Raw genomic sequence first — 23546 nt, 5'->3', positions numbered from 1 at the left:
TTGAGCTTTACAACAAATCTATTTTAACTAATCATTTATAAGTAATTTCTTTTTGATCTAACAGGATGAAACAAATCGCAGTTATAGGATCGGGAACCATGGGAAATGGCATTGCCCATACTTTTGCAAAATTTAATTATAAGGTTAACCTGATTGACATCAACCAAGCTGCCTTGGATAAAGCCATACACACCATCACCAAAAATTTGGACAGACAGGTTGCCAAAGGAACCTTAACAGAAGAGCAAAAAACAACATCCTTAAATAATATCACCACTCATAATTCAATAAAAGACGGTGTTCAAAGTGCTGATTTAATTGTGGAAGCAGCTACGGAAAATGTAGATTTAAAATTGAAGATTTTTAAGGACCTAAACGAGCATGCGCCTGCACATGCAATTCTGGCTTCCAACACTTCTTCCATTTCCATTACACAAATTGCTGCAGTGACTGGTAGAGGTAGTCAGGTAATCGGAATGCACTTTATGAATCCTGTACCGGTGATGAAGTTGGTAGAGGTGATAAGGGGCTATGCCACAAGTGATGAAACTACCAACACCATTATGGAGCTATCGCAACGCCTGGAAAAGGTTCCTGTTGAGGTTAATGACTATCCTGGTTTTGTAGCCAACCGAATTTTAATGCCGATGATTAACGAGGCCATCTATACACTGTACGAAGGTGTGGCTGGCGTTCACGAAATTGATACGGTAATGAAATTGGGTATGGCACATCCAATGGGACCTTTACAGTTGGCTGATTTTATCGGTCTGGATGTTTGCCTGGCCATATTAAAAGTATTACACGATGGTTTTGGTAACCCTAAATATGCACCTTGTCCTTTACTGGTTAACATGGTGGCTGCAGGCAAAAAAGGTGCTAAAACGGGTGAAGGATTTTATAAGTACACTGCAGGTTCCAAGGATATTGTCGTTGCTGATAAATTTCAAAAATCCCAATTTTTTTAGCATTTTAATTTTATATTTGCGGTATGAATGAGCATCTGGACCCTGAAGCAAACCACCTAACGCCTACCGATCGCGATATTGAGAGGGTTTTAAGGCCGCAGGCTTTTGAAGATTTTACAGGACAGGAAAAAGTGATGGAAAACCTGAAAATTTTTGTTCAGGCAGCAAAACTACGCGGTGAAGCTTTAGATCACGTACTTTTGCATGGCCCCCCTGGATTAGGTAAAACCACACTTTCTCATATTATTGCCAATGAAATGGCTACGGGTATTAAAGTAACATCTGGTCCGGTATTGGATAAGCCTGGAGATTTGGCGGGTTTGTTAACCGGTTTGGATGAAGGAGATATTCTTTTTATTGATGAAATCCATCGCTTATCACCTTTGGTTGAAGAGTATTTATACTCGGCAATGGAAGATTTCAAAATCGATATTATGCTTGAGACCGGCCCTAATGCCCGTTCGGTACAAATCTCGCTTAATCCATTTACATTGGTTGGGGCTACTACACGCTCTGGCCTATTAACAGCGCCTTTAAGAGCTCGTTTCGGAATTAACGCCCGTTTGGCTTATTATGATGCTAAATTACTCACAACGATTGTATTACGCTCTTCAGAAATACTAAAAACGCCGATCAGCGATGAAGGTGCATATGAAATTGCCCGTCGTAGTCGTGGTACGCCCCGTATTGCCAATGCATTATTACGGAGAACAAGAGATTTTGCACAGATTAAAGGCAATGGAAGCATAGATCCCGAGATAGCCCGTTATGCATTAGATGCGTTGAATGTAGATGAACACGGTTTAGATGAAATGGACAACCGGATTTTAGTTACCATTATCGATAAATTTAAGGGCGGACCCGTGGGCTTAAAGACCATTGCTACAGCCGTTGGAGAAGATGAAGGTACTATTGAAGAAGTTTATGAGCCGTTTCTAATTCAGGAAGGCTATATTATGCGTACATCTCGTGGACGAGAAGTTACCGAAGCTGCATACAAACATTTAAAGAAAAGTTTTCCAGGTCAAACCGGGAAATTATTTTAATCAACATTAGTTCCCGTAACATCTTCCTTTTGATTGTAGTGCAACGGAATGCCCGCCTGTGTGGACAGCGCTCTGCCCGTACAGGTGAGGAAAAATCTTTTAGACAGATTTCTGGATTTCACCACTTCGATTGAGAGGAATACATTAAGATATAGTGAATTGTTATTCTCATCTAAGGCTGGAATGGCAAAGTGTCCAGCGAAGCTAATCTTAATGGACCGATATCAATCATTAGTTTTCCATCAGATCGTTATTAAGCTGATCGAAATAGAATGGCAAAATATCTCCTCAAAAAGCATAATGTTCCGCAACATGTTGTCCTTCCTGCACGATCAAATGTCATGAATTAATATGCTTAGGAATTTTCACTCCTGTTTTTAAGCCTTAAGCTTGAAAACAATTTCTAAAGTTTTCCGGGGTAATCTATAACAAACCCAATGTTGGCATAAGGTTTGGAAAGCCATTCAACTAAATAAATAGATTATGAAAAAAATATTATTAATTGCTGCATTAATGATGGTTTCATTTTTCAGCATACCCGTAAAAGCACAGTTAAATGTAAATGTTAACATCAATGCCCAACCCTTATGGGGACCAATCGGTTATGATCACGTCGATTATTATTATCTCCCTGACGTAGAAAGTTATTACAATGTTCCTCAGAAGCGATTTATATATTTAAGTGGGAATCAATGGGTTTTTGCGAACTCTTTACCTTCAAAATATCGAAATTACGATTTGTATAATGGTTACAAAGTAGTCATTAATTCACCTAACCCTATTTGAATTTCAAAAATGATAAGGTAAAATATGCTAAATATAAAGATAACAAAGGCCAGTTAGTGATTAGAGATAGTCGAGATCGTAAATATTATAGCGTGAAAGGACATCCCAATGGCATGCCTCCTGGACAGGCAAAAAAAATTTACGGAAAACACGATAATGGAAAAGGTCATGGGAATGGTAAACACTAAACTATTTTAATAGAAGAAGGTAAATAATATGCCTCTTTTATATATCTGTTACAATAGATGTTTTGGCACAGCGTTTGAATTGTTTGAACCACACACAAATAAAATGGATTATTATGAAAAAGTTATTCATCATCTCTGCGATTTTAGGTATCGTGGCTTTGACTTCTAATCAATCGAGCGCTCAGGTAAATATTAACGTTAACATTGGCCCTCAACCAACGTGGGTACCTGCTGGCTACCAAAATGTTAATTATTATTATCTTCCGGAAGTTCACTCCTACTATTATGTTCCTCAACGGCAGTTCGTTTATTTAAATGGGAACCGTTGGGTTAGATCAAGGTATTTACCTGCCAGGTACAGAGGTTACGACCTGCATCATGGCCGAAAAATTGTAATGCGTGGAAATAGTCCTTACCGCCATTACCACACGCATAGGGCAACCTACGTTAGTCGCAACAACTATTACCGTTCATCCTATGGTGGTGGTATGGATAGGATTAAATATCGTGCACCGAAGCGCCATCATAAACCACATCACATTGATCACAGGCATCATGATAAAAGGGTAAATACAAGTTTGTTTTCCAGAGGTTATCGAGAGAAACATGGCCATGGAAGACATTAAAATAAAAAAGAGGCTTAAAGCCTCTTTTTTATTTAACAAATCGCACTAAAGTAAATCAAGACGCCGTTTTTCATATGCTATTGATGTGGAATAAAACTTTCCGCTTTTTCCAAAACGACCTTTAAACCTGCTGGATTTTTACCACCCGCTGTTGCATAAAACGGCTGTCCGCCACCACCGCCCTGGATTTCTTTACCCAGTTCACGAACAATATTTGAAGCATTTAATCCTTTTTTCACCAATTGATCAGATAACATTACTGTTATTCCGGGTTTGCCATCAATTTCTGATGTAAAAACAAGGAAAAGATTATCGACCATATCCTTTAACAAAAAAGCCAGGTTTTTAACGGCCTCAGCACTCGGAAGATCAATGTGTTTAGCAATCAGGTTAACACCATTAATTCCTCTTACATGATGTACAACGTCATGTTTCAACGTATTTATACGCTCTATAGTTGATTTTTCAATTTCCTTTTTCAGTTTTGCATTTTCATCCAGCAAAGCCTGAACAGCTGCTGACAAATCTTTGCTTCCATTTAATAAGGCTTTTAAATGACCCAATTCTTTTCTTTGATCTAAGAAAAACTGCTCCGCTTTATCTGCGGTAATGGCTTCAATACGACGAACACCGGCTGCAACTGCACTTTCTGAAACGATCTTAAAAGAACCGATCTGTCCGGTAGCTTTTACGTGTGTGCCCCCGCAAAGTTCTTTAGAGAAATGATCGTCGAAAGTAATCATACGGACAAAATCACCATATTTTTCACCAAATAGAGCGGTTACACCACTTTCTATGGCATCCTGATAAGGAACATTACGTTGTTCCTTCAATTTAATATTCTGCCTGATTTTCTGGTTCACAATAACTTCAATCTGCGCCAATTCTTCCTCGGTTACCTTAGCGAAGTGAGAAAAATCAAAACGAAGATAATCTGCATTCACCAACGAGCCTTTCTGGTTAACATGTTTGCCTAAAACCTGTTTTAAAGCTGCGTGCAACAAGTGCGTAGCCGAATGGTTATCTTCGGTTAAAATACGTTTATCTTCATCTACAACCGCCCAGAATTTGCCTTCCAGATTATCGGGCAATATATCGGTAAAATGAACGGTTAGCCCATTTTCTTTTTTGGTATCGGTAATATCCACCCAAAACTGGCGGCTATGGTCTTCCAAACGACCTGTATCACCAACCTGACCACCGCTTTCAGCATAAAATGGCGTTTGGCGCAGCACAATCTGATATTGTTCCTTACCCTTGGCCTTTACCTTACGGTATTTCAAAATCTCCGTTTCGATTTCCAAATCATCATAACCCACAAACTCACTTTGATCGTCTTCATTCACAATAATCCAATCTCCCGTGTCAATGGCTGTTGCGGCACGGCTATCATCTTTTTGCTTTTTTAATGCCTGCTCGTATCCAGCCAGATCAACACTCCAACCTTTTTCTCTAGCCATCAATTCGGTTAAATCAATCGGGAAACCAAAGGTATCTGACAATTCAAAAGCAAAAGCTCCTTCAACCATACTATTGGCAGCCTGGTATTTTTCGAAACGCTGAATGCCAATAGATAAGGTTCTCAAGAAAGAAACTTCTTCTTCAAGCACTACTTTCTGCACAAAATCCTGTTGCGAAATCAATTCATCGAACACACCTTTAAACTGCTCTGCCAATAGCGGCACCAATTGATTTAAAAATGGCTCCTTAAAGTTTAGGAAAGTATAAGCATAACGTACAGCCCGACGTAAAATCCTGCGGATGACATAACCTGCTTTATTATTAGAAGGCAGTTGGCCATCTGCAATAACAAACGAAATGGCACGGATATGATCGGCCATTACACGCATGGCAATATCAGTTTTCTCGTCTGCTCCATATTTAATACCCGATTTTTCTGCAATAAATTGAATCATCGGTTGGAAAACATCTGTATCGTAGTTAGAAGTTTTTTCCTGTAAAACACGTACCAAACGCTCAAAACCCATCCCGGTATCAACATGTTTAGCAGGTAAACTTTGCAATGAACCATTTTTTAAACGGTTAAATTGCATAAATACATTATTCCAGATTTCGATTACCTGAGGGTGATCTGCATTTACCAGGCCAGCACCATCAACTAAAGCTTTTTCTTCGTCAGTACGGCAATCTACGTGGATTTCAGAACATGGCCCGCATGGTCCGGTATCGCCCATTTCCCAAAAATTATCTTTTTTGTTTCCAGGTAAAATATGGCTTTCATCAACATAATGTTTCCAAAAATCATAAGCTTCCTGGTCTCTCTCTAATCCCTCTTTTTCATCGCCTTCGAAATAGGTAACATACAATTTATCTTTTGGAATCTTATAAACTTCAGTTAACAATTCCCAACTCCAGGCAATGGCTTCTTTTTTGAAATATCCGCCTGTCGGACGGGCAGGATCGCCAAAACTCCAATTGCCCAACATTTCGAACATGGTATGGTGATAAGTATCAATACCAACTTCTTCCAAATCGTTATGTTTACCCGAAACACGTAAACAGCGTTGCGTATCTGCAATACGAGAATATTTTATGGCGGCTTCCCCTAAAAAAAGATCTTTAAATTGGTTCATACCGGCGTTGGTAAACATTAAAGTGGGATCGTTTTTAACCACTATCGGTGCCGAGGGTACAACATGGTGTTGTTTCGATTCAAAAAAACTAAGGAATGCCTGTCTAATCTCTTTTGCTGTCATTTCAATATTATTGGAGGGAACAAAATTAAAATTTTATTGCGTTAATAAGGAAAAATCAAGCTACATTTGAATACTTTAATTAATTGATATAAAACACTCATAATCAATCACAAAATATGCCTTATAAAGAAAGAGACATTAATAAAATGTATTATACTATGGGCGAGGTGACTGAAATGTTTAACGTTAACGCGTCGCAAATCCGCTTTTACGAAAAGGAATTCGATATCCTTCAGCCTAAAAAAAATAAAAAAGGCAACCGCCTCTTTACACCAGAAGACATTGAAAATCTAAAAATTATTTTCAATCTGGTTGATGAAAAAGGTTTTACATTGAAAGGTGCCAAAGAATATTTGAAGAACAATAAAACAGGTGTAAGGGAGAATCAGAAAATTATTGATTCATTAGAAAAACTAAAAAGCTTTTTGGTAAATCTGGCTCAGGAACTCTAATTATATTATTTCTTTATATTGTAGGTCTTTCTATTGCCATTCAAGTAATTAAAAATACATTTTTTGTAGTTTTTAATTATTTTCTTATATTAGAAATACCAATACAAAAAATCACCCTAATTTTTTATTAACCAGCTTAAACCCTGCTTATGAAAATTTTGTGTGTAGTATTGCCATTCTCTTCTCCCTATTTTTCATTTCCAAAAAAATATTTTGGTATCGTTTCACGTGCATTACCGGATAATTTGCTGCGGCGAGCAAATCCTTCAATCAGAATGCTGGTCAGTTGCCGAAATCTGATCATTTCATGGTTTACTGCTCTTTATCACAAATTCTTAATTATAAATGGCTATGCATTTAGAATCTTAACTGTCGCTTTAGTACTGGCTGGCTTTATGGCAAATGCACAAACCAATACGCAGGAGACAGATATATGGGATATTTTGGAGAGCATGGCCGAAAACCTGCCGGATGATTATGATATGACTGAGTTGGTTGATGTGTTAGAAAGGTACCGTAAACATCCGATTAACCTAAATAAAACTTCGGTAGAAGAATTAAATAGTTTGGTATTCTTATCTCCCCTACAAATTGCTAATTTCTTTACCCACATCAAAGAAAATGGTCCACTTGCGGATGTACTGGAACTGCAGAGTATTCCTGGCTTTGATATTAAAACAATTCAAAATCTGCTCCCATTTGTAGCATTAACTGATAGGAGTGATTATCAGCAAATCAATTTTAAAAACCTGATCCATGTTGGCGAAAATGATCTGATGATTCGTTTAGCGCAAACCTTACAAAAACAAAAAGGCTTCACCGATTTACCTGGAAACCGCTACTTAGGTTCACCAGAAAAATTTCAGATGCGATATCGGTATCAATATAGTTCAATTCTATCAGCAGCGTTCACCTTAGATAAAGATGCTGGAGAAAAATTTATTGGCAGACCTTTCGATTTTTATTCTGGAAACATCGCGCTATTTAAATTAGGTAGATTAAAAAAATTAGTAATTGGTGATTATACGCAACAGTTTGGCCAGGGACTAACATTGTGGTCGGGTTTTTCTTTTGGCAAAGGTCCTGATGTTACCAGCGTAGCCAAAAAAGATTTGGGCTTAAGGCCTTATAATTCTACCAACGAATATTCATTTTTCAGAGGTGCCGCCGCAACCATTAATTTATTCAAAAATGTTGATATAACGCCATTTGTTTCGTTCCGCAAACTCGACGCAAGTCAGAAGTTAGATGCCGATGGAAATTTAGTTCAGTCTACCATCAATCAAACTGGTTTGCACAGAACGCCCACGGAGCTTAAGAATAAAGGTGCTTTAGCACAGACTGTATTTGGTACTACCGTTCAATACAGTAACGACGATCTTGCCATCGGCGCAATTGCCTATCATACCAATTTTAAGAGTCGTTTTATCACACAAACGGCAGCTTACGATCGGTACAGTTTTACAGGAAAATCTTTAACCAATCTGGGATTATTTTATAATTATACCTATAAAAATATGTACCTCTATGGCGAAGGGGCTAAAGGTTTAGGTGGAGGATTTGCTTATATCAACGGTGTATTAGTGAGTTTGTCATCAGCAGTTTCTGCAGCCCTCACCTATCGCAATTATGCCAAAGATTACCATAGTTTCTTTAATCAGGCAGTATCCGAGTCGAGCGAAGCAGTAAATGAGAGGGGATTGTATGCAGGTTTAAATGTTAATCCAAACAAACATTGGTCATTCTCTTTTTATAGTGATTTATTCAGGTTTCCCTGGTTAAAATATCGTGTGGATGAACCTTCAAAAGGCTATGAAGTTTTAGCACAGGCCATTTACATGCCCAACAAAAACTTTAAAGTTTTGGTTCGGTACAAATCAGAAAAGAAGCAACAGAACACTGATATGGATGTACCTGAAAATTTTCTAGACGACGTAAAAAGAGAAGGCTACCGGGCAGAGACAAATTGGCAACTGAATAAAAATTGGCACTTTCAAAACCGATTGGAAGTTTCTCAATATAAAAAAGGAAGTGCAAAAAGGGAGTTTGGATATCTCGTTTATCAGGACATAGACTATTCACCGATGTTTGCTAAGCTTTCTGGAAATGTACGGTTTGCCTATTTCAATACACCAAGTTATAACAGTAGAATTTATGCTTACGAAGATGATGTTTTATACAGTTTTGCTTTTGGGATGTATAATGGAAAAGGCTTCAGAACATACCTCAACATGCGATACAATATCTTCAAAAAGTTTAATGTCTGGCTTCGATATGGGATGTTTATTTATCAGGATGTTAAAACAGTAGGTACCTATCTGGATGAGATTAAGGGTAACAAAAAATCGGAGGTTAAAATTCAAATCCGCTATCAATTTTAATCCATGTTTAAAACGGAATATATCTTTGTTAGGATCCTGCTCCCTTTTATTCTGGGCATCTGCATTTTTTATTGTTTCCCGGCATTGGCATATACTAAATGGTTGATGAACACCCTATTCATCATTCTACTTTGCCTTTTGTTTTTAAATGTTAATTATAAACGATTCAATGTATATCGCCACAAAGGTGCTGTCGGAATTTTAATCCACACACTTTTTTTCAGCCTCGGCGGCTTATTTTGTTTGCTCAAAAATGAAAGATTAAGCCAAAACTACTTTTCAAGAACTGGATGCGATTATTTTAAAGTTTGGGTAACTAATGAACCTCAACAAAATAATGATATCATACGCTTGAAAGTCGGAATGGTATCCGGTTATCGAAATGAAAAGCAGATCAAAACATCGGGCCAGTTACTTCTGAATGTAAAATCAGACAGCTTAAACCCCCTCAGGATAAAGTATGGTGATGAACTGATGATCTCCATTAAATACACGGAAATAGAACCTCCATACAATCCTGCAGAATTTGATTTTAAAGCCTGGCTGGCCAGTCAGAATATTTATCATCAGGCATTTATAGATCAGGATCACATTATTATTACCAAAAACAATGTTGGTAATCCGATTATAAAAATGGCCCTGAACATAAGGGAAAAGCAAGTAGCAAAATACAGAAGATTGATTAAAAATAATGAAGCTTTTGCCGTTGCCTCTACGCTTATTTTAGGTTACCGTGCCGATTTAAGTAAAGAAACCTTATCGGCCTATTCTAAAACAGGAACCATTCACGCTTTATCCGTATCAGGAGCGCATGTCGCTATCATTTATGTCGTTTTAGATTTTATGCTCTTCTTTTTGAATAAGAACCGTGTATTAAGAATAGTAAAATTACTGCTTCTTTGCACTTTGATCTGGGGATATGCCTTGCTGACCGGATTATCGCCTTCTGTAATCCGTTCAGCCATCATGATCAGCATTTTAATCACGGCAAAAGTTTTATCGAAAAAAACCAACAGCTATAATGTTTTGGCCTTTTCAGCTTTTTGTCAACTCATTTACAATCCATTTTTAGTCTGGGATGTTGGATTTCAACTTTCCTACCTTGCCGTATTTGGATTAGTTTATCTTCAGCCTAAAATATATAAGCTTCTTTACACTGAACAGGGCTGCATAGATAAATTATGGAGTTTTACATCCATGTCTCTCGCCGCTCAAATAGTCACTTTTCCATTAAGTATTTATTATTTTCATCAATTTCCCCTTTACTTTTTATTTGCTAATCTTTTCATTACTCTTCCATTAATATTAATGATGTATTTAGGGATTGTGGTATTAATCCCTTCATTAAGGTTTCTGGCTCCGGTATTTGAGTGGATCATAAATTTTACGAATGCAGGGCTAAATTGGATTGCCAATTTACCCTATGCCAGCGTTTCATCAATATGGATTGATCTGCCTGAATTTATATTATTGAGCTTCTCGTTAGGCGTTTTTATTTATGCGTTGATAAAACTTAACAAACAACTTTTGTTTTCTTCATTATTTCTGTTTGTTTGTTATCAACTTTTGATTGCAAGCGATGATCTGAAGGTTTTTCACCAGCGTGAAATCATTTTCTTTTCGCTAAGAAAAAATTATGCGGTTGCGTTTATTAATGGAAAAGAAGTGGTTTTAGTTTCAGATTTAAACAGAGAAGATAAAAACTATACCTTTTCTGTTGAGCCTGCACTATCTCAATTGCAAATAGATAAAATACATTTTATTAAATTAAAAAAAGATACAGTTTTGGGACACTTTGTGTTAAATAACAATCAAATTGCATTTTTTCAATACAAGGTTCTTTTAATTGATGAACAGCTAAATAACAAAAAGATAAATGGAAATGCTAACTTTTCTGGCATCTGGTTAAGCGGAAATACAAAATTTAGGCTGGCTAATATACAATCTGACATAAAATATAAAACAGCAATAATAGATGCTACCAATAAAGATTATAAAATTCAGATTTTAAAAAAAGAAATTGAGAATAATAATATTGGTGTGCATGTTTTAAAGAAAAATAAAGCATATTTGGTGCAACTAAGCCAATAATATGGAAAATCTGGTTTTATATCAGGTTGCTGAAAGAATAGCGACGATAACAATCAACAGACCCGAAAAGAGAAATGCGCTAAATCCTCAACTTATCACTGAATTAACTGAAGCATTCATAATGGCATCAGAAGATGATCAGGTAAAAGTATTGATATTAAATGCAAATGGAGATGCATTTAGTGCTGGTGCTGATTTGGCCTATCTTCAGCAATTGCAGTACAATACATTTGAAGAAAACGTAGCTGATTCCAATCATTTAAAAAAACTTTTTACCACAATTTATTATCTGCCAAAGGTAGTCATAGCCCAGGTTGAGGGACATGCTATTGCCGGTGGTTGTGGCCTGGCAACCATATGTGATATTATTTTTGCAACCCCCGAAAGTAATTTTGGCTACACCGAAGTAAAGATTGGCTTTGTCCCAGCCATAGTTTCCTGTTTTTTAAAACAAAAGGTAAGCGAATCCATCGCAAAAGAAATTTTACTGACCGGAAAAACTTTCTCTGCCGAGCAGGCATTAAAATATAATTTAATAAACTTTGTAACAAATTCTTCCGAGATCCATCAAAAAACAAGAGAATTTGCATTAAGTTTGTGTACAGAAAGTTCAGGCAATTCACTTATGATTACCAAACAGCTGATTACCCAAACTGTTAACCTGCATTTAGAGAAAAGTTTAGAAACCGCAGTACAGATTAATGCGAGGGTAAGAGAAAGTGAGGATTTTAAAAAGGGAGTTTACTCATTCTTAAAAAAAGAAAAAATTAATTGGTAATTAACTTAACAACAATAAACATGTTTAAATCAATCAAAACCAGCATTGTAGCATTAATCTTAGTGAGTACAGCTATAATTGCCCATGCACAAAAGAAAGTTGCCGAAGGTACTTTAGTATTTGCCGTAACGGCGAATGGTTCAACAACTGACGTTAAAACGAAATTTAATGGCAGCTTAACCAAAATAGAAATTGAGAACGGCCCGGCCCTGGTAAATATCATTTCGAATACAGCAGATAAAACCGGATTATTATTGATTGATGTGCCCGTAGCTCAAAAACAGTTTGCAGTAAAGGTAAGCAAGGCAGAAACAGAAGCGCAGGAAGCTTTAATGCCAAAATATTCTGACTATAAAGCAACCGGCGAAAAACAGACCATCGCAGGATTTAATGCAGAAAAATATACTTACAAAGACGACAAAGGCGGAGCGCATGAATTATGGGCCACAAAAGATGTTGAAATTCCAGCAATTACAACCGGTGGTCTATTTAAAGGACTGGGTGCACTTCCTGTGAAATATTCGGCATTAATCAATGGTGTAAATTCAGACCTGGTTTTAAAATCTCTTTCTGAAGCCAAAGTGGGTGCCATTAACACTGAGGTTCCTGCCGGTTACGAAGTAGTAACGATGGAAGATTTGAAAGCCATGCAAGGTGGTGGTGAATAATTAGCTAATTCAAGGTAATTTACAGCTTTTTAACTGCAGGCTTTTTATTTAAATTAGCCCGAAAGTTGAAAAGCTTTTTTTATGTCCAAAAATTATATATGATTAAAAAATTATTATTCAGATTATCAATTGCTTGTATAGCATTTTGTTCGCTAATTGATGCAAAAGCTCAAACTATCAACTGGGCAAAAGACGGTAATTCTTACTATCAGATTGCAAATGGGGAAATTATTTCAATTACCCTTCCTAAAAATGACAGAAAAACAATTATATCCAGGGCACTGTTAACACCAGCAGGAAAAGCTAATGCTATTCCGGTAAGGAGCTTTCAACTGTCTGATGATGGTACAAAAGCATTAATCTACACCAACAGTAAAAAAGTTTGGCGTTATGATACCCGTGGTGATTATTGGTTGGCTGATTTAACGGCTAACAAAATTACTCAGATTGGAAAAGATAAACCAGCTTCATCGTTAATGTTTGCTAAATTATCGCCCGATGGCAGCAAAGTTGCCTATGTAAGTAAGCATAACATATATGTCGAAAATATTGATGGCACTGGAAGTAAAGCTTTAACTACAGATGGGACAGAACGAATGATTAACGGTACTTTTGATTGGGTTTATGAAGAGGAATTTGATTGCAGGGATGGTTTTAGATGGAGTCCAGATGGTAAATCTATCGCTTATTGGCAGTTAGACGCAACCAAAATCAAAAATTTCTTGATGATCAATAATACCGATTCTATTTATCCATTTACCATTCCTGTAGAATATCCGAAAGTGGGCGAAAATCCTTCTGCCTGCAAAGTTGGCGTAGTTGATGTTGCAACAGCCAAAACAAACTGGTTAAAGGTTCCTGGCGATAATATTCAGCACTACATTCCACGTATGCAGTGGGTACCGAACAGTAATGATATTATTTTGCAACAGCTTAACCGCGAGCAGAACGAAAGTATAGTATTTATCTGTAATGCAGCTACAGGATCATCAAAAGCTGTTTATACTGAAAAAGCAAAAGCCTGGATTGATGCGCAAGATGAATGGAAGTGGTTAAATGACAATAAAGAGTTTACAATTGTATCCGACAAGGATGGCTGGAACCACTTATACAGGATTAGTTTGGATGGAAAGAAAGAAACATTGGTTACAAAGGGCAATTATGATGTGATTGATGTTAAATTGATCGATGTAAAAAATAACCTGGTTTATTTTCTGGCCTCACCAACAAACGCTACACAGAAGTATCTTTTTAAAACCAAGCTGGATGGCAAAGGAAAATTAGAACAGGTTACGCCATCTGTTTTACCAGGCACACACAATTACGATATTTCACCGAATGCTGCTTTTGCACGCCATTCATATAACAGTTCGGTTGTTAGGTATATTACAGAGTGGATGAACTTTACTACCGGGAATCCATTTACTATGGATGGAAGCATCACTACGCAACTGGCGAAACAATCGGCAACAAAAAACAAAGTGGAGTTTTTTAAAGTAACTACCGAAGATGGTATTGAAATGGATGGTTGGATGAAAAAGCCTGATAATTTTAATCCGGATAAGAAGTATCCTGTTTTATTTTATGTTTATGGCGAGCCTGCAGGTGCAACAGCATTGGATGTTGACGGCGCAGGTACAAATCATTTATATGATGGCGACATGGCTAAGGATGGTTACATCTATATTTCAATGGATAACAGAGGTGCACCAGTTCCGAAAGGAAGCGCATGGCGTAAAGGCATTTATAAAAACATTGGTGTAATTAATATCCGCGATCAGGCGATGGCCGCTAAAAAGTTATTGGCTACTCATGCCTATATGGATAAAGACCGTGTGGCTGTTTGGGGCTGGAGCGGAGGCGGTTCTTCTACATTAAACCTGATGTTCCAATTTCCTGAAATTTATAAAACAGGTATTGCTATTGCAGCAGTTGGTAATCAGTTAACTTATGATAATGTTTATCAGGAACGCTATATGGGAACACCTTTTCCAAGTAAAGAGGCTTACATTAAAGGTTCCCCGGTTACACGTGCTAAAAACCTAAAAGGCAATTTATTATATATCCATGGTACGGGCGACGATAATGTGCATTACCAAAATGCCGAAATGCTGATTAATGAATTAGTTAAAAACGGAAAGGTTTTTCAGTTGATGAGTTATCCAAACCGTACCCACAGTATTTCTGAGGGTGAAGGTACCAGCAAACATTTATCTTTAACCTATACTAAATTTTTAAAAGAAAATTGCCCTCCGGGAGCAAGATAGAAAATTTAAAAGCAGCTTTCGGGCTGCTTTTTTTATGCGATAATCATTTGAATAAACATTGCCGTTACAATGGCGATACCAAAGCTTAACAGAGTTCCAATAAGTACATATTCGGTTAATTTTAGGTCGTGTTTTTCTTTTAAATCACCGAACCGAAATATGGATTTAGCTGCAAGTAAAAAACCAACGGCCTCGAAATGATTGGTAAGAATAAACAGAAAAATTAATGTCCTTTCCAATATACCGATGTATTTACCTGCATTCTCCAATGATTTTGGGCTGTCAGGTTGATTATCCGGAATCCATTTAGCAATGACCACCTTCATTATAATTGCTGTAGGCAGGGTTAAAAATAAAGCGCCTGAAAGGAGTAGCCAGGTATGTGGATCATTTAAAAAATCAATATTCAAACTTCCTTTGTAGAAAAGATGCCATACCGCTACAATTGAGCTAAAATGCAAAACCTGATCAACAAAAAAGAATATACGAGCATTTTTATGAGTCTGAAAGATGGATTTTAACGCATCAATAATCAAATGGATTATACCTATTGTTAATGCCATTTTCCAAACACCGTAGCTTAAAAAAATAATAAATATCAAAGCCACATGTATCATTACATGTAAATAGAGCTTGGTTGACTTTAATTTTTTCCGTTCCTTGTCTTTTACCCAGGTATTTGGCTGCAAAAAGAAATCTCCGATTAAATGGGCAAGAATAAGCTTGATTAAGTAGATATCCATTATGTTAAAATCATTTGGTTCAATTTTTTACGGTAAATCCTGTCCATCTCCATAATTTCAGTATAGTGCGCACGTTTTAACGCCTCACTAACCGATGATTGCGTTCGGCCAGAAATAGCTGCCAGTTCACTCTGTAACAAGTCGTTATTTTCCAATGCCAGTTTCACCATTTCTGCAGCTACAATGCCCCAGCTATCCATCGCAATAAGCGATAACTTGATTAATACGTTAATTTCTTCATCAAAATCAGTAGAATCTGTTTTAACAGCTAAATTAACCTTAGCTTGTTTTAAACTGTCAAAAGCCGCTCCTGAATGCACGAAAGCATCTCCACTGGATTCGGAAAGCTTTTTTCGTTTGTTTTTTAGATTTCCAATTCCGATGCCCATTCGTACATCTGCTGGTTTATTTACTTTAATGCATGCTTTTAAATAGGCAGCAGTTCTAATGGCATTTTCTGGCTCTATTTCCAACTGAAAACTATCTCCCCGATAAATTTCCCACTTACTACTATGATCAGAAACTATTTTTAAAGCTGTTTTTAGATCTGATAACCAGCTATCTTTAATCTTTCTGGAGCCTATAATGTCGCCCGTTATAATGCAAATCATATTACAATATCGAACTTATTATTCATATTCTAAAATAATATCGGCTAATTAGCCGATATTTCTATTTATCGGGTATTTAGCCGATATTTTAAATTATCGGGTATTTAGCCGATAATCGTCCAAAACTAATCATCGGTATTATTGTTTAGTAGCTATGGCATTAATAGAATTTACTAAAAGAGGAATCTACTGTAAGCAGGGCGATTTTTATGTAGACCCCTGGTGGCCTGTAGATTATGCCGTAACTACACATGGGCACAGTGATCATGTGCGCTTCGGCAATAAATATTACCTCTGCCATACTTTAACTAAACCCATCATCAAACGTAGGATCAGTGAAGATTTAAATGTAGAAACACTGGAATATGGAGAAAGCATTACCCGTAATGGTGTAAATATTTCTTTTTTTCCTGCAGGGCACATTATTGGCTCTGCACAAGTACGCCTGGAATATAAAGGTGAAATCTGTGTCATCTCTGGCGATTATAAAATTGAAGATGATGGCATTACCATTCCATTCGAACCGGTAAAGTGTCATTCTTTTGTTTCAGAAAGCACTTTTGGCCTCCCAGTTTACAAATGGCAAAAACAGGAAATTGTTTTCAACGGAATTAAGAACTGGGTAAATGATAACATTAATCAGCAGAAAACAAGTGTATTAATTGCCTATAGTTTAGGTAAAGCGCAGCGTTTAATTAAGAATCTGGCTGGCGATACCCCTATTTATGTTCATAACAGCATTGCCAACCTGAATGAGGTGATTATAGAAGCTGGTGTAAACCTTCCAAAAACCATTAGAATTACCCCTGAAACCACAAAAGACGAGCTACAGAAAGGAATTGTAATTGTACCGCCTGCCATGCGGGATAGCCGATGGATCAAAAATTTATCCCACCCGGTCACCGGTATATGTTCTGGCTGGATGCAGGTACGGGCGCACCGCCGCTGGCAAAGTGCAGATGCAGGTTTCGCACTGAGTGACCATGCAGATTGGCCAGGTTTAATGGAAGCCATTACCGCAACAGGTGCCGAGAAATTATATGTTACCCATGGTTTTACAGCTGCTTTTAGCCGCTTTTTAAATGATGAAGGTATAGAAGCGGCAGAAGTTTTAACCAAATTTGGCCAGGAAGATGATGAAGAAAATAAAGTTGATTTAGCCGAGCAGAACGAAAATAAGCAGCCATGAAACGTTTTGCAAAATTGATCCAGCAGCTCGAACTGAGCAACAAAACCAACGATAAAATCGCAGCCCTTGTTAATTATTTTAACTATGCTGACGATAAAGATAAAGTATGGGTAATTGCCTTATTTACGGGTAAAAAACCTAAAAGACCAATTAAATCAGCCTTATTGAAATACTGGGCCATAGACATTACCCAAACACCAGAATGGTTATTTGCAGAAAGTTATAGCAATGTTGGTGATTTAAGCGAAACCATTGCTTTATTATTGCCGCCTGCTGAAAATACATCAGATTTTCAATTGCATAAATGGGTGGAAGATCTGCACGATTTAGAAGGCAAAGATGATGATACCAAAAAAGACTTCATTTTAAGTGCCTGGAATAAACTCGAAACGCAGGAACGTTTTATTTTTAACAAATTGATTTCGGGTAATTTTAGGATAGGCGTTTCCAACAAAATGTTGGTGAATGCCTTGGCCAAACAAAGCAGTTTAGATAGCGCCCAGATTATGCACAGCATTATGGGTAAATGGAATCCTTACGAAATTACTTTTCATGAACTGATCAATGGTATTCATGTGAATACTGATAACTCTTGGCCGTACCCCTTTTGCCTGGCTTATGCCTTAGAGCAAGAGCCCGAAAAATTGGGAGATATTTCTGAATGGCAGGCTGAATGGAAATGGGACGGTATCCGCGGGCAGATTGTAAAGCGCAATGGAGAACTCTTTATCTGGAGCCGTGGTGAAGAACTGGTTACCGAACAGTTTCCCGAATTGCATTTCATGATTGATGTTTTGCCCGATGGTGTGGTCTTAGATGGCGAAATACTGGCAGTACAAGATAAACAGGTTTTATCATTTAGCACATTACAACAACGTTTAAACCGTAAAACGATCAGTAAAAAACAGCTGGACGATGCACCAATAGGATTTTTTGTTTACGATATTTTAGAATATGAAGCCAAAGATTTTAGGGAAGAACCTTTAAGTGTAAGGCGTAACATACTTGAAAAGTTAATAGGCGATTTAGATGAAAGTCCGGTGATAATATCCCCGGTAATCAATTGCAGTTCATGGGAGGAATTGGCAGAGCTGCGACAAACATCGCGTTCGATCAACAGTGAAGGCATTATGCTTAAAAAACTAAGCTCTCACTATCACAGCGGAAGAAAAAGGGGCGATTGGTGGAAGTGGAAAATTAACCCCTATACAGTTGACGCAGTAATGATCTATGCACAAAAAGGAAGTGGCAGAAGAGCTAATTTCTTTACGGATTATACTTTTGCCGTTCGTGATGGCGAAAATTTAGTCACGATTGCAAAAGCCTATTCGGGCTTAACTGATAAGGAAATTAAAGAAGTAAACGCTTTTGTAAACCGTAACGCAATAGAAAAATTCGGTCCGGTACGCACTGTAAAACCTGAACTTGTTTTCGAAATTGCCTTTGAAGGAATTGCTGAAAGTAAACGCCATAAAGCAGGATTAGCTTTACGCTTTCCACGTATATTGCGTTGGCGAAAAGATAAAAAAGCAGATGAAATTAACACTTTGGAAGACTTAAGGCAGTTGCTGCAATCTACCTTATAGCGCCGCCATGGTTTGTGTCCCAACAGACCATTACATCAACTTGAAAATTTCGGTCTGTGAGGACATAGAACGAAGCGTTGTTGCAAAAAAGGTAAAGCGTACGGCGGGGCTGCTATTACCCAAGCATTACTGGAGTTGCTTTTCAAAAACCAAAAACATATCAATATAAATATCACAAGAAAAGAATGGACCAAACCAAAACCAAAGGTTATAAAAAGATAAAAGCCTGGTTAAAGGCAAACAAGCGAAAGCCTTTTCAATTCCAGGAAGAGGCCTGGCAGTATTATCTTAATGGCTATAGTGGTTTGGTAAACGCACCTACCGGTTTTGGAAAAACATTTTCCCTTTTTTTAGCTGTAGTAATTGAAGCCTTAAATGCCTCAGCAACCAATAATAAAAAAGCCAAAGACCGGTTACAATTGATCTGGATTACGCCATTACGTTCGTTGGCCAAAGATATTGCAAGGGCGATGCGGGAAACTTTATTGGAACTTGAATTAGATTGGCATGTGGGTGTACGCAATGGCGATACGACACAGGCAGAAAAAGTACAACAAAAAAAATCAATGCCTGAAATTTTATTGATTACGCCGGAAAGCCTGCATCTGTTGCTCGCGCAAAAAGGCTCGTCAACACTGTTCCGCAATCTTAAATGTATTGTAGCGGATGAATGGCACGAACTTTTAGGCAGCAAACGAGGTGTGTTGGTTGAATTAGCTGTTTCGCGCATTAAAGGTTTGCAAAGGCTTGAAAAAAAACAGTTTTTAAGAATCTGGGGGATTTCTGCAACCATTGGAAATATTGAGGAAGCTTTGGATGTATTGGAACCCAATTTAGAAGCCAAAAGGATTATCGTTAAAGCCGATTTGGAAAAGAAAATCCAGATCAAATCTATCCTGCCTGATGATATTGAGACATTGCCCTGGGCAGGGCATTTGGGTCTAAAGCTCGCCTACAAGCTCCTACCCATTATAGAAAAAAGTAAAACGACCTTAATTTTCATCAATACTCGCGGACAATCGGAAATGTGGTACCAGCACTTGCTGAATATTGAACCTGAACTTGCCGGACGCATTGCCATACATCATGGATCAATAGATTTTGAGCTCCGCAACTGGATCGAAGATGCCTTACATACCGGACAGCTCAAAGCCGTTATCGCTACTTCATCGTTAGATTTGGGTGTAGATTTTAAACCTGTGGATACAGTAGTTCAGGTCGGGTCGCCAAAGGGTGTTGCCAGGTTTTTGCAAAGAGCAGGGCGCTCCGGCCACTCCCCTTATGAAATTTCAAAAATATATTTTTTACCTACGCATGCTTTAGAGCTGGTTGAAGCAGCAGCGATTAAAGAAGCTGCTAAAACAAACAATATAGAGAGCCGTGAGCCCTTTATTATGGTATTTGATACCCTAATTCAGTATTTGGTTACACTGGCCATAGGCGATGGATTTGACGATAAAATCATTTACGAAGAAATTAAGAATACCCATGCCTTTAAACTTATTCTACCCGAAGAATGGACCTGGGTGATGCAGTTTATCACCTCAGGAGGCGATAGTTTAAGCGCCTATACAGAATTTAAAAAGGTAATCAAAGATGAAGACGGACTTTGGAAAGTGAAGAGCAGGCAGTTAGCCATGCGGCATAGGTTACATATTGGGACGATTGTAAGTGATGCGATGCTCAAAGTAAAATTCATTTCTGGTGGCTACATTGGCATGGTAGAAGAGTATTTTGTAACCCGCTTGAAAGCTGGAGATAACTTCCGCTTAGCCGGAAGGGTTTTGGAGTTTGTACAGGTGAAAGACATGACCGTTGTAGTGCGGGTAAGTAAACAGAAAAATGCCATTTCTCCGAGCTGGAACGGTGGCCGCTTACCCCTATCTTCCAATTTGGGATCAGTTTTGAGAAAAAAATACAATGAAGCCCTGGACAAAACCCACCAGGATGAAGAACTGGACTCTGTCTATCCACTATTCTTATTACAAGAAAAACGTTCTCATGTACCTCAAAACGACGAATTATTGATAGAACTCATCAATAATAAAGAAGGTTTTCACTTCTTTGCCTACCCCTTTGAAGGCCGTTTGGTACATGAGGTTTTAGCGGCCCTTGTCGCCTATCGTTTGAGTAAATTGCTGCCCATCAGTTTTTCTATTGCCATGAACGATTATGGATTTGAGCTTTTAAGTGAAACAGAAATCCCTATGGACGAATCAATTGCTTATGCAGTTTTTTCACCTAAGAATTTAACGGAAGACATTACGTTGAGTATCAATTCAACTGAAATGGCAAGAAGAAAGTTTAGGGATATTGCCTGCATCTCAGGACTCGTTTTTCAGGGCTATCCCGGTAAATATGTAGCCAATAAACACCTCCAGTCATCTGCTGGTCTGTTTTTTAATGTTTTTAGCGATTACGATAAACATAATTTACTTTTGCGACAGGCATACGATGAGGTTTTTTACCAACAACTGGAAGAACCCAGATTGGCAGCCGCTTTAGAAAGAATCCAGGATGGAGCGATTATTATCACCAATCCAAAAAGTTTCACCCCACTGTCTTTTCCAATTAAAGTAGACAGTTTGCGTGAAAACATGAGTTCAGAAGAATTAGAACATCGGATTGCCAGAATGAAAGCCGAAGCGGAGAGAATTAAATAAAAACAAATCATTTTGACTATATAAGACATTTGAGAAAATATAAGCTGTGACCCTCTGCCAATATGCCTTATAACCTCTATATTTCTTAAATGTTCAGATTTTTTTAGATATTATTAATGAATATTACAAGCCAGGGAGAAGAACTGATTTTAGATAAAGAAAGGGCTTTGTTCTTACCCAAACATCAGCTTTTAGCGATAAGCGATTTGCATTTGGGTAAATCTGCACACTTCCGCCAATCGGGTTTACAAGTGCCGGCAACCATTGCTCAAACAGATTTACAGCGTTTAAGCTTATTAATTAAACAATACCATCCTAAAACATTATTGATCAACGGTGACATGTTTCACCATGGTTTAAATACAGATATTGAAGCATTTTCCATTTGGAGAAAGCAATACCAAGAACTTAATTTATTATTGGTAAAAGGGAATCACGACCGGCTTTCCGATGCAAATTATGCAGCAATGAATATCGACATACATGAGCCAAGCTTTTGTTTGGGGCCATTTTGTTTTATTCATGACGCACCAAACTGTACTGAAGAAGAATTATACCCTATTAGCGGGCATATCCACCCTGGTGTTACCATTGTAGGAAAAGCAAAGCAAAAATTAAAATTTCCCTGTTTTTATTTCGGTAAGGAATATGCCGTTTTGCCAGCTTTTAGCTTATTTACAGGACTTTACAACATATACCCTAAAATTAGTGAGCGTATATTTGCCGTTACGCCCAGGAGCGTGTTGGAAGTTTAAGCATGGGCATCAATCACCTGTTTCAACTGCGAAGTTTGCAGCACACCACTTTGTCTCCATACTTGCTTTCCTTTTTTAAACAAAATTAATGTTGGAACGCTTTGAACATTAAATGATGAAGCAGCCGGTTGATTTTTGTCGATATCTACCTTAATAATTGATACCGAATCGCCTACTTGTGATTTTAATTGTTCCAAAATCGGTTTCATCATTTTGCAGGGACCACACCATTCTGCAAAAAAATCTACCAGTACAGGTTTATCCCCATTAATTAAATCTGAAAATTTAGCCATGACATTTGTCTTTATTTAGAAACAAGAAAAAGTTGGATTGGTTTTAAATGAAAGAAGTCAAGTTTAATAGCTTATGTGCTAGGCAAACTTGACTTCTCTTCTCTTTAAAAGACTTGATGTCTTAAAACCCTGATATGCAATAATATGATATATGGTTTAAATGAAAGAAGTCGAGTTTAATAGCTTATGTGCTAGGCAAACTTGACTTCTTTTCTCTTTAAAAGACTTGATGTCTTAAAACCCTAATATGCAATAATATGATATCTGGTTTAAATGAAAGAAGTCAAGTTTAATAGCTTATGTGCTAGGCAAACTTGACTTCTTTTGTGTTTAAAAGACTTGATGCTTTAAAACCCTAATATGAAATAATATGATATATGGTTAAGCGCTTACGGGCAGTTCTGCAGCTAAGGCAGCAATCCAATTATCAAATAAAGCCTTTTCTATTTTAATTACCTCAGCCGCATGGTTTTCCCAATTATCAGAAAAACTAACCAGTTGATTCATCATTTCCTCTAAATGGCCTTCTTCTTCCAGGATAATCGATTTCACATTTACCTTGCTTTTTGCTTCGTCCAGAGCCGCCTGATAAATTGGATACAATTCATCTGCACGCACTTCAATGGCGTAAGTAACAAATAAGTAAGCAGCAAATTTTAAATCATAACCAGAAAGATTAAACACGGCTTTTAAATAACGACAAACCGCAATATCTAAAGCATGTAAATAGTATTTGGT

19 protein-coding genes and 1 pseudogene are annotated in these 23546 nt (G+C 37.5%); 15 read left to right on the top strand and 5 right to left on the bottom strand.

Going from position 1 to position 23546, the window contains the following annotated elements:
- Positions 1-65 precede the first annotated feature (65 nt).
- From PGN18_RS18195 to PGN18_RS18175, 5 genes are all read left to right on the top strand, one after another.
- On the top strand, positions 66-968 hold the full coding sequence (locus tag PGN18_RS18195) for a 3-hydroxyacyl-CoA dehydrogenase family protein (protein WP_335321020.1): 903 nt from the start codon (positions 66-68) through the stop codon (positions 966-968).
- Positions 969-991: 23 nt separating this feature from the next.
- Positions 992-2014, top strand: coding sequence for a Holliday junction branch migration DNA helicase RuvB (ruvB, locus tag PGN18_RS18190; RefSeq protein WP_335321019.1), 1023 nt, complete (start codon positions 992-994; stop codon positions 2012-2014).
- 483 nt (positions 2015-2497) lie between these two features.
- Positions 2498-2800: a hypothetical protein gene (locus PGN18_RS18185; RefSeq protein WP_335321018.1), complete on the top strand. Its 303-nt coding sequence runs from the start codon at positions 2498-2500 to the stop codon at positions 2798-2800.
- Positions 2797-2988, top strand: coding sequence for a hypothetical protein (locus tag PGN18_RS18180; RefSeq protein ID WP_335321017.1), 192 nt, complete (start codon positions 2797-2799; stop codon positions 2986-2988). The genes PGN18_RS18185 and PGN18_RS18180 overlap by 4 nt, the downstream gene beginning before the upstream one ends.
- Positions 2989-3101: 113 nt before the next feature.
- On the top strand, positions 3102-3614 hold the full coding sequence (locus tag PGN18_RS18175; RefSeq protein ID WP_335321016.1) for a hypothetical protein: 513 nt from the start codon (positions 3102-3104) through the stop codon (positions 3612-3614).
- A gap of 77 nt (positions 3615-3691) precedes the next feature.
- On the opposite strand, the gene alaS is transcribed toward PGN18_RS18175, so the two are convergent.
- A complete protein-coding gene (gene alaS, locus PGN18_RS18170; RefSeq protein WP_335321015.1) occupies positions 3692-6331 on the bottom strand; it encodes an alanine--tRNA ligase in 2640 nt (879 codons plus the stop codon).
- Between the two features lie 116 nt (positions 6332-6447).
- On the opposite strand from alaS, the gene PGN18_RS18165 reads away from it, so the two are divergent.
- The 6 genes from PGN18_RS18165 to PGN18_RS18140 all read left to right on the top strand — a co-directional run bounded on the left by PGN18_RS18165 (position 6448) and on the right by PGN18_RS18140 (position 14968).
- Positions 6448-6783, top strand: coding sequence for a MerR family transcriptional regulator (locus PGN18_RS18165; RefSeq protein WP_335321014.1), 336 nt, complete (start codon positions 6448-6450; stop codon positions 6781-6783).
- A gap of 149 nt (positions 6784-6932) precedes the next feature.
- Entirely contained in the window at positions 6933-9164 is a 2232-nt protein-coding gene (locus PGN18_RS18160; RefSeq protein ID WP_335321013.1) for a helix-hairpin-helix domain-containing protein, read from the top strand.
- Between the two features lie 3 nt (positions 9165-9167).
- Positions 9168-11255 carry a ComEC/Rec2 family competence protein gene (locus PGN18_RS18155; protein WP_335321012.1) on the top strand — a complete coding sequence of 696 codons (2088 nt, stop codon included), beginning with the start codon at positions 9168-9170 and terminating at the stop codon, positions 11253-11255.
- A 1-nt stretch (position 11256) separates the two neighbouring features.
- Positions 11257-12033, top strand: a complete 777-nt coding sequence (locus PGN18_RS18150) for an enoyl-CoA hydratase/isomerase family protein (protein WP_335321011.1) — start codon at positions 11257-11259, stop codon at positions 12031-12033.
- A gap of 20 nt (positions 12034-12053) precedes the next feature.
- On the top strand, positions 12054-12701 hold the full coding sequence (locus PGN18_RS18145; protein ID WP_335321010.1) for a DUF4412 domain-containing protein: 648 nt from the start codon (positions 12054-12056) through the stop codon (positions 12699-12701).
- A gap of 98 nt (positions 12702-12799) precedes the next feature.
- A complete protein-coding gene (locus tag PGN18_RS18140) occupies positions 12800-14968 on the top strand; it encodes a S9 family peptidase (RefSeq protein WP_335321009.1) in 2169 nt (722 codons plus the stop codon).
- 32 nt (positions 14969-15000) lie between these two features.
- Here PGN18_RS18140 and PGN18_RS18135 read toward each other — a convergent pair whose 3' ends face one another.
- A complete protein-coding gene (locus tag PGN18_RS18135) occupies positions 15001-15711 on the bottom strand; it encodes a DUF3307 domain-containing protein (protein WP_335321008.1) in 711 nt (236 codons plus the stop codon).
- On the bottom strand, positions 15711-16322 hold the full coding sequence (locus PGN18_RS18130; RefSeq protein ID WP_335321007.1) for a SatD family protein: 612 nt from the start codon (positions 16320-16322) through the stop codon (positions 15711-15713). The genes PGN18_RS18135 and PGN18_RS18130 overlap by 1 nt, the downstream gene beginning before the upstream one ends.
- 154 nt (positions 16323-16476) lie before the next feature.
- On the opposite strand from PGN18_RS18130, the gene PGN18_RS18125 reads away from it, so the two are divergent.
- From PGN18_RS18125 to pdeM, 4 genes are all read left to right on the top strand, one after another.
- Entirely contained in the window at positions 16477-17511 is a 1035-nt protein-coding gene (locus PGN18_RS18125; RefSeq protein ID WP_335321006.1) for a ligase-associated DNA damage response exonuclease, read from the top strand.
- Entirely contained in the window at positions 17508-19097 is a 1590-nt protein-coding gene (locus PGN18_RS18120) for an ATP-dependent DNA ligase (protein WP_335321005.1), read from the top strand. The genes PGN18_RS18125 and PGN18_RS18120 overlap by 4 nt, the downstream gene beginning before the upstream one ends.
- Positions 19098-19282: 185 nt before the next feature.
- Entirely contained in the window at positions 19283-21760 is a 2478-nt protein-coding gene (locus PGN18_RS18115; protein WP_335321004.1) for a ligase-associated DNA damage response DEXH box helicase, read from the top strand.
- Between the two features lie 116 nt (positions 21761-21876).
- Positions 21877-22515 (top strand): ligase-associated DNA damage response endonuclease PdeM, encoded by a 639-nt coding sequence (gene pdeM / locus PGN18_RS18110; protein WP_335321003.1) that lies wholly within the window; start codon positions 21877-21879, stop codon positions 22513-22515.
- Here the strand turns inward: pdeM and trxA are convergent.
- Both trxA and PGN18_RS18100 read right to left on the bottom strand, forming a co-directional pair.
- Positions 22512-22808, bottom strand: a complete 297-nt coding sequence (gene trxA / locus PGN18_RS18105; RefSeq protein WP_335321002.1) for a thioredoxin — start codon at positions 22806-22808, stop codon at positions 22512-22514. The two genes, pdeM and trxA, sit on opposite strands and share 4 nt — an antisense overlap.
- Before the next feature lie 381 nt (positions 22809-23189).
- Positions 23190-23546 (bottom strand): annotated as a pseudogene (locus PGN18_RS18100) (hypothetical protein); the annotation flags it as partial.

This window comes from Pedobacter terrae (assembly GCF_036946585.1).
In the GTDB taxonomy this organism is placed as follows: domain Bacteria; phylum Bacteroidota; class Bacteroidia; order Sphingobacteriales; family Sphingobacteriaceae; genus Pedobacter; species Pedobacter terrae_C.
The sequence above is the reverse complement of the archived record's forward strand: the minus strand, read 5'-3'. Positions and strand labels throughout refer to the sequence as shown.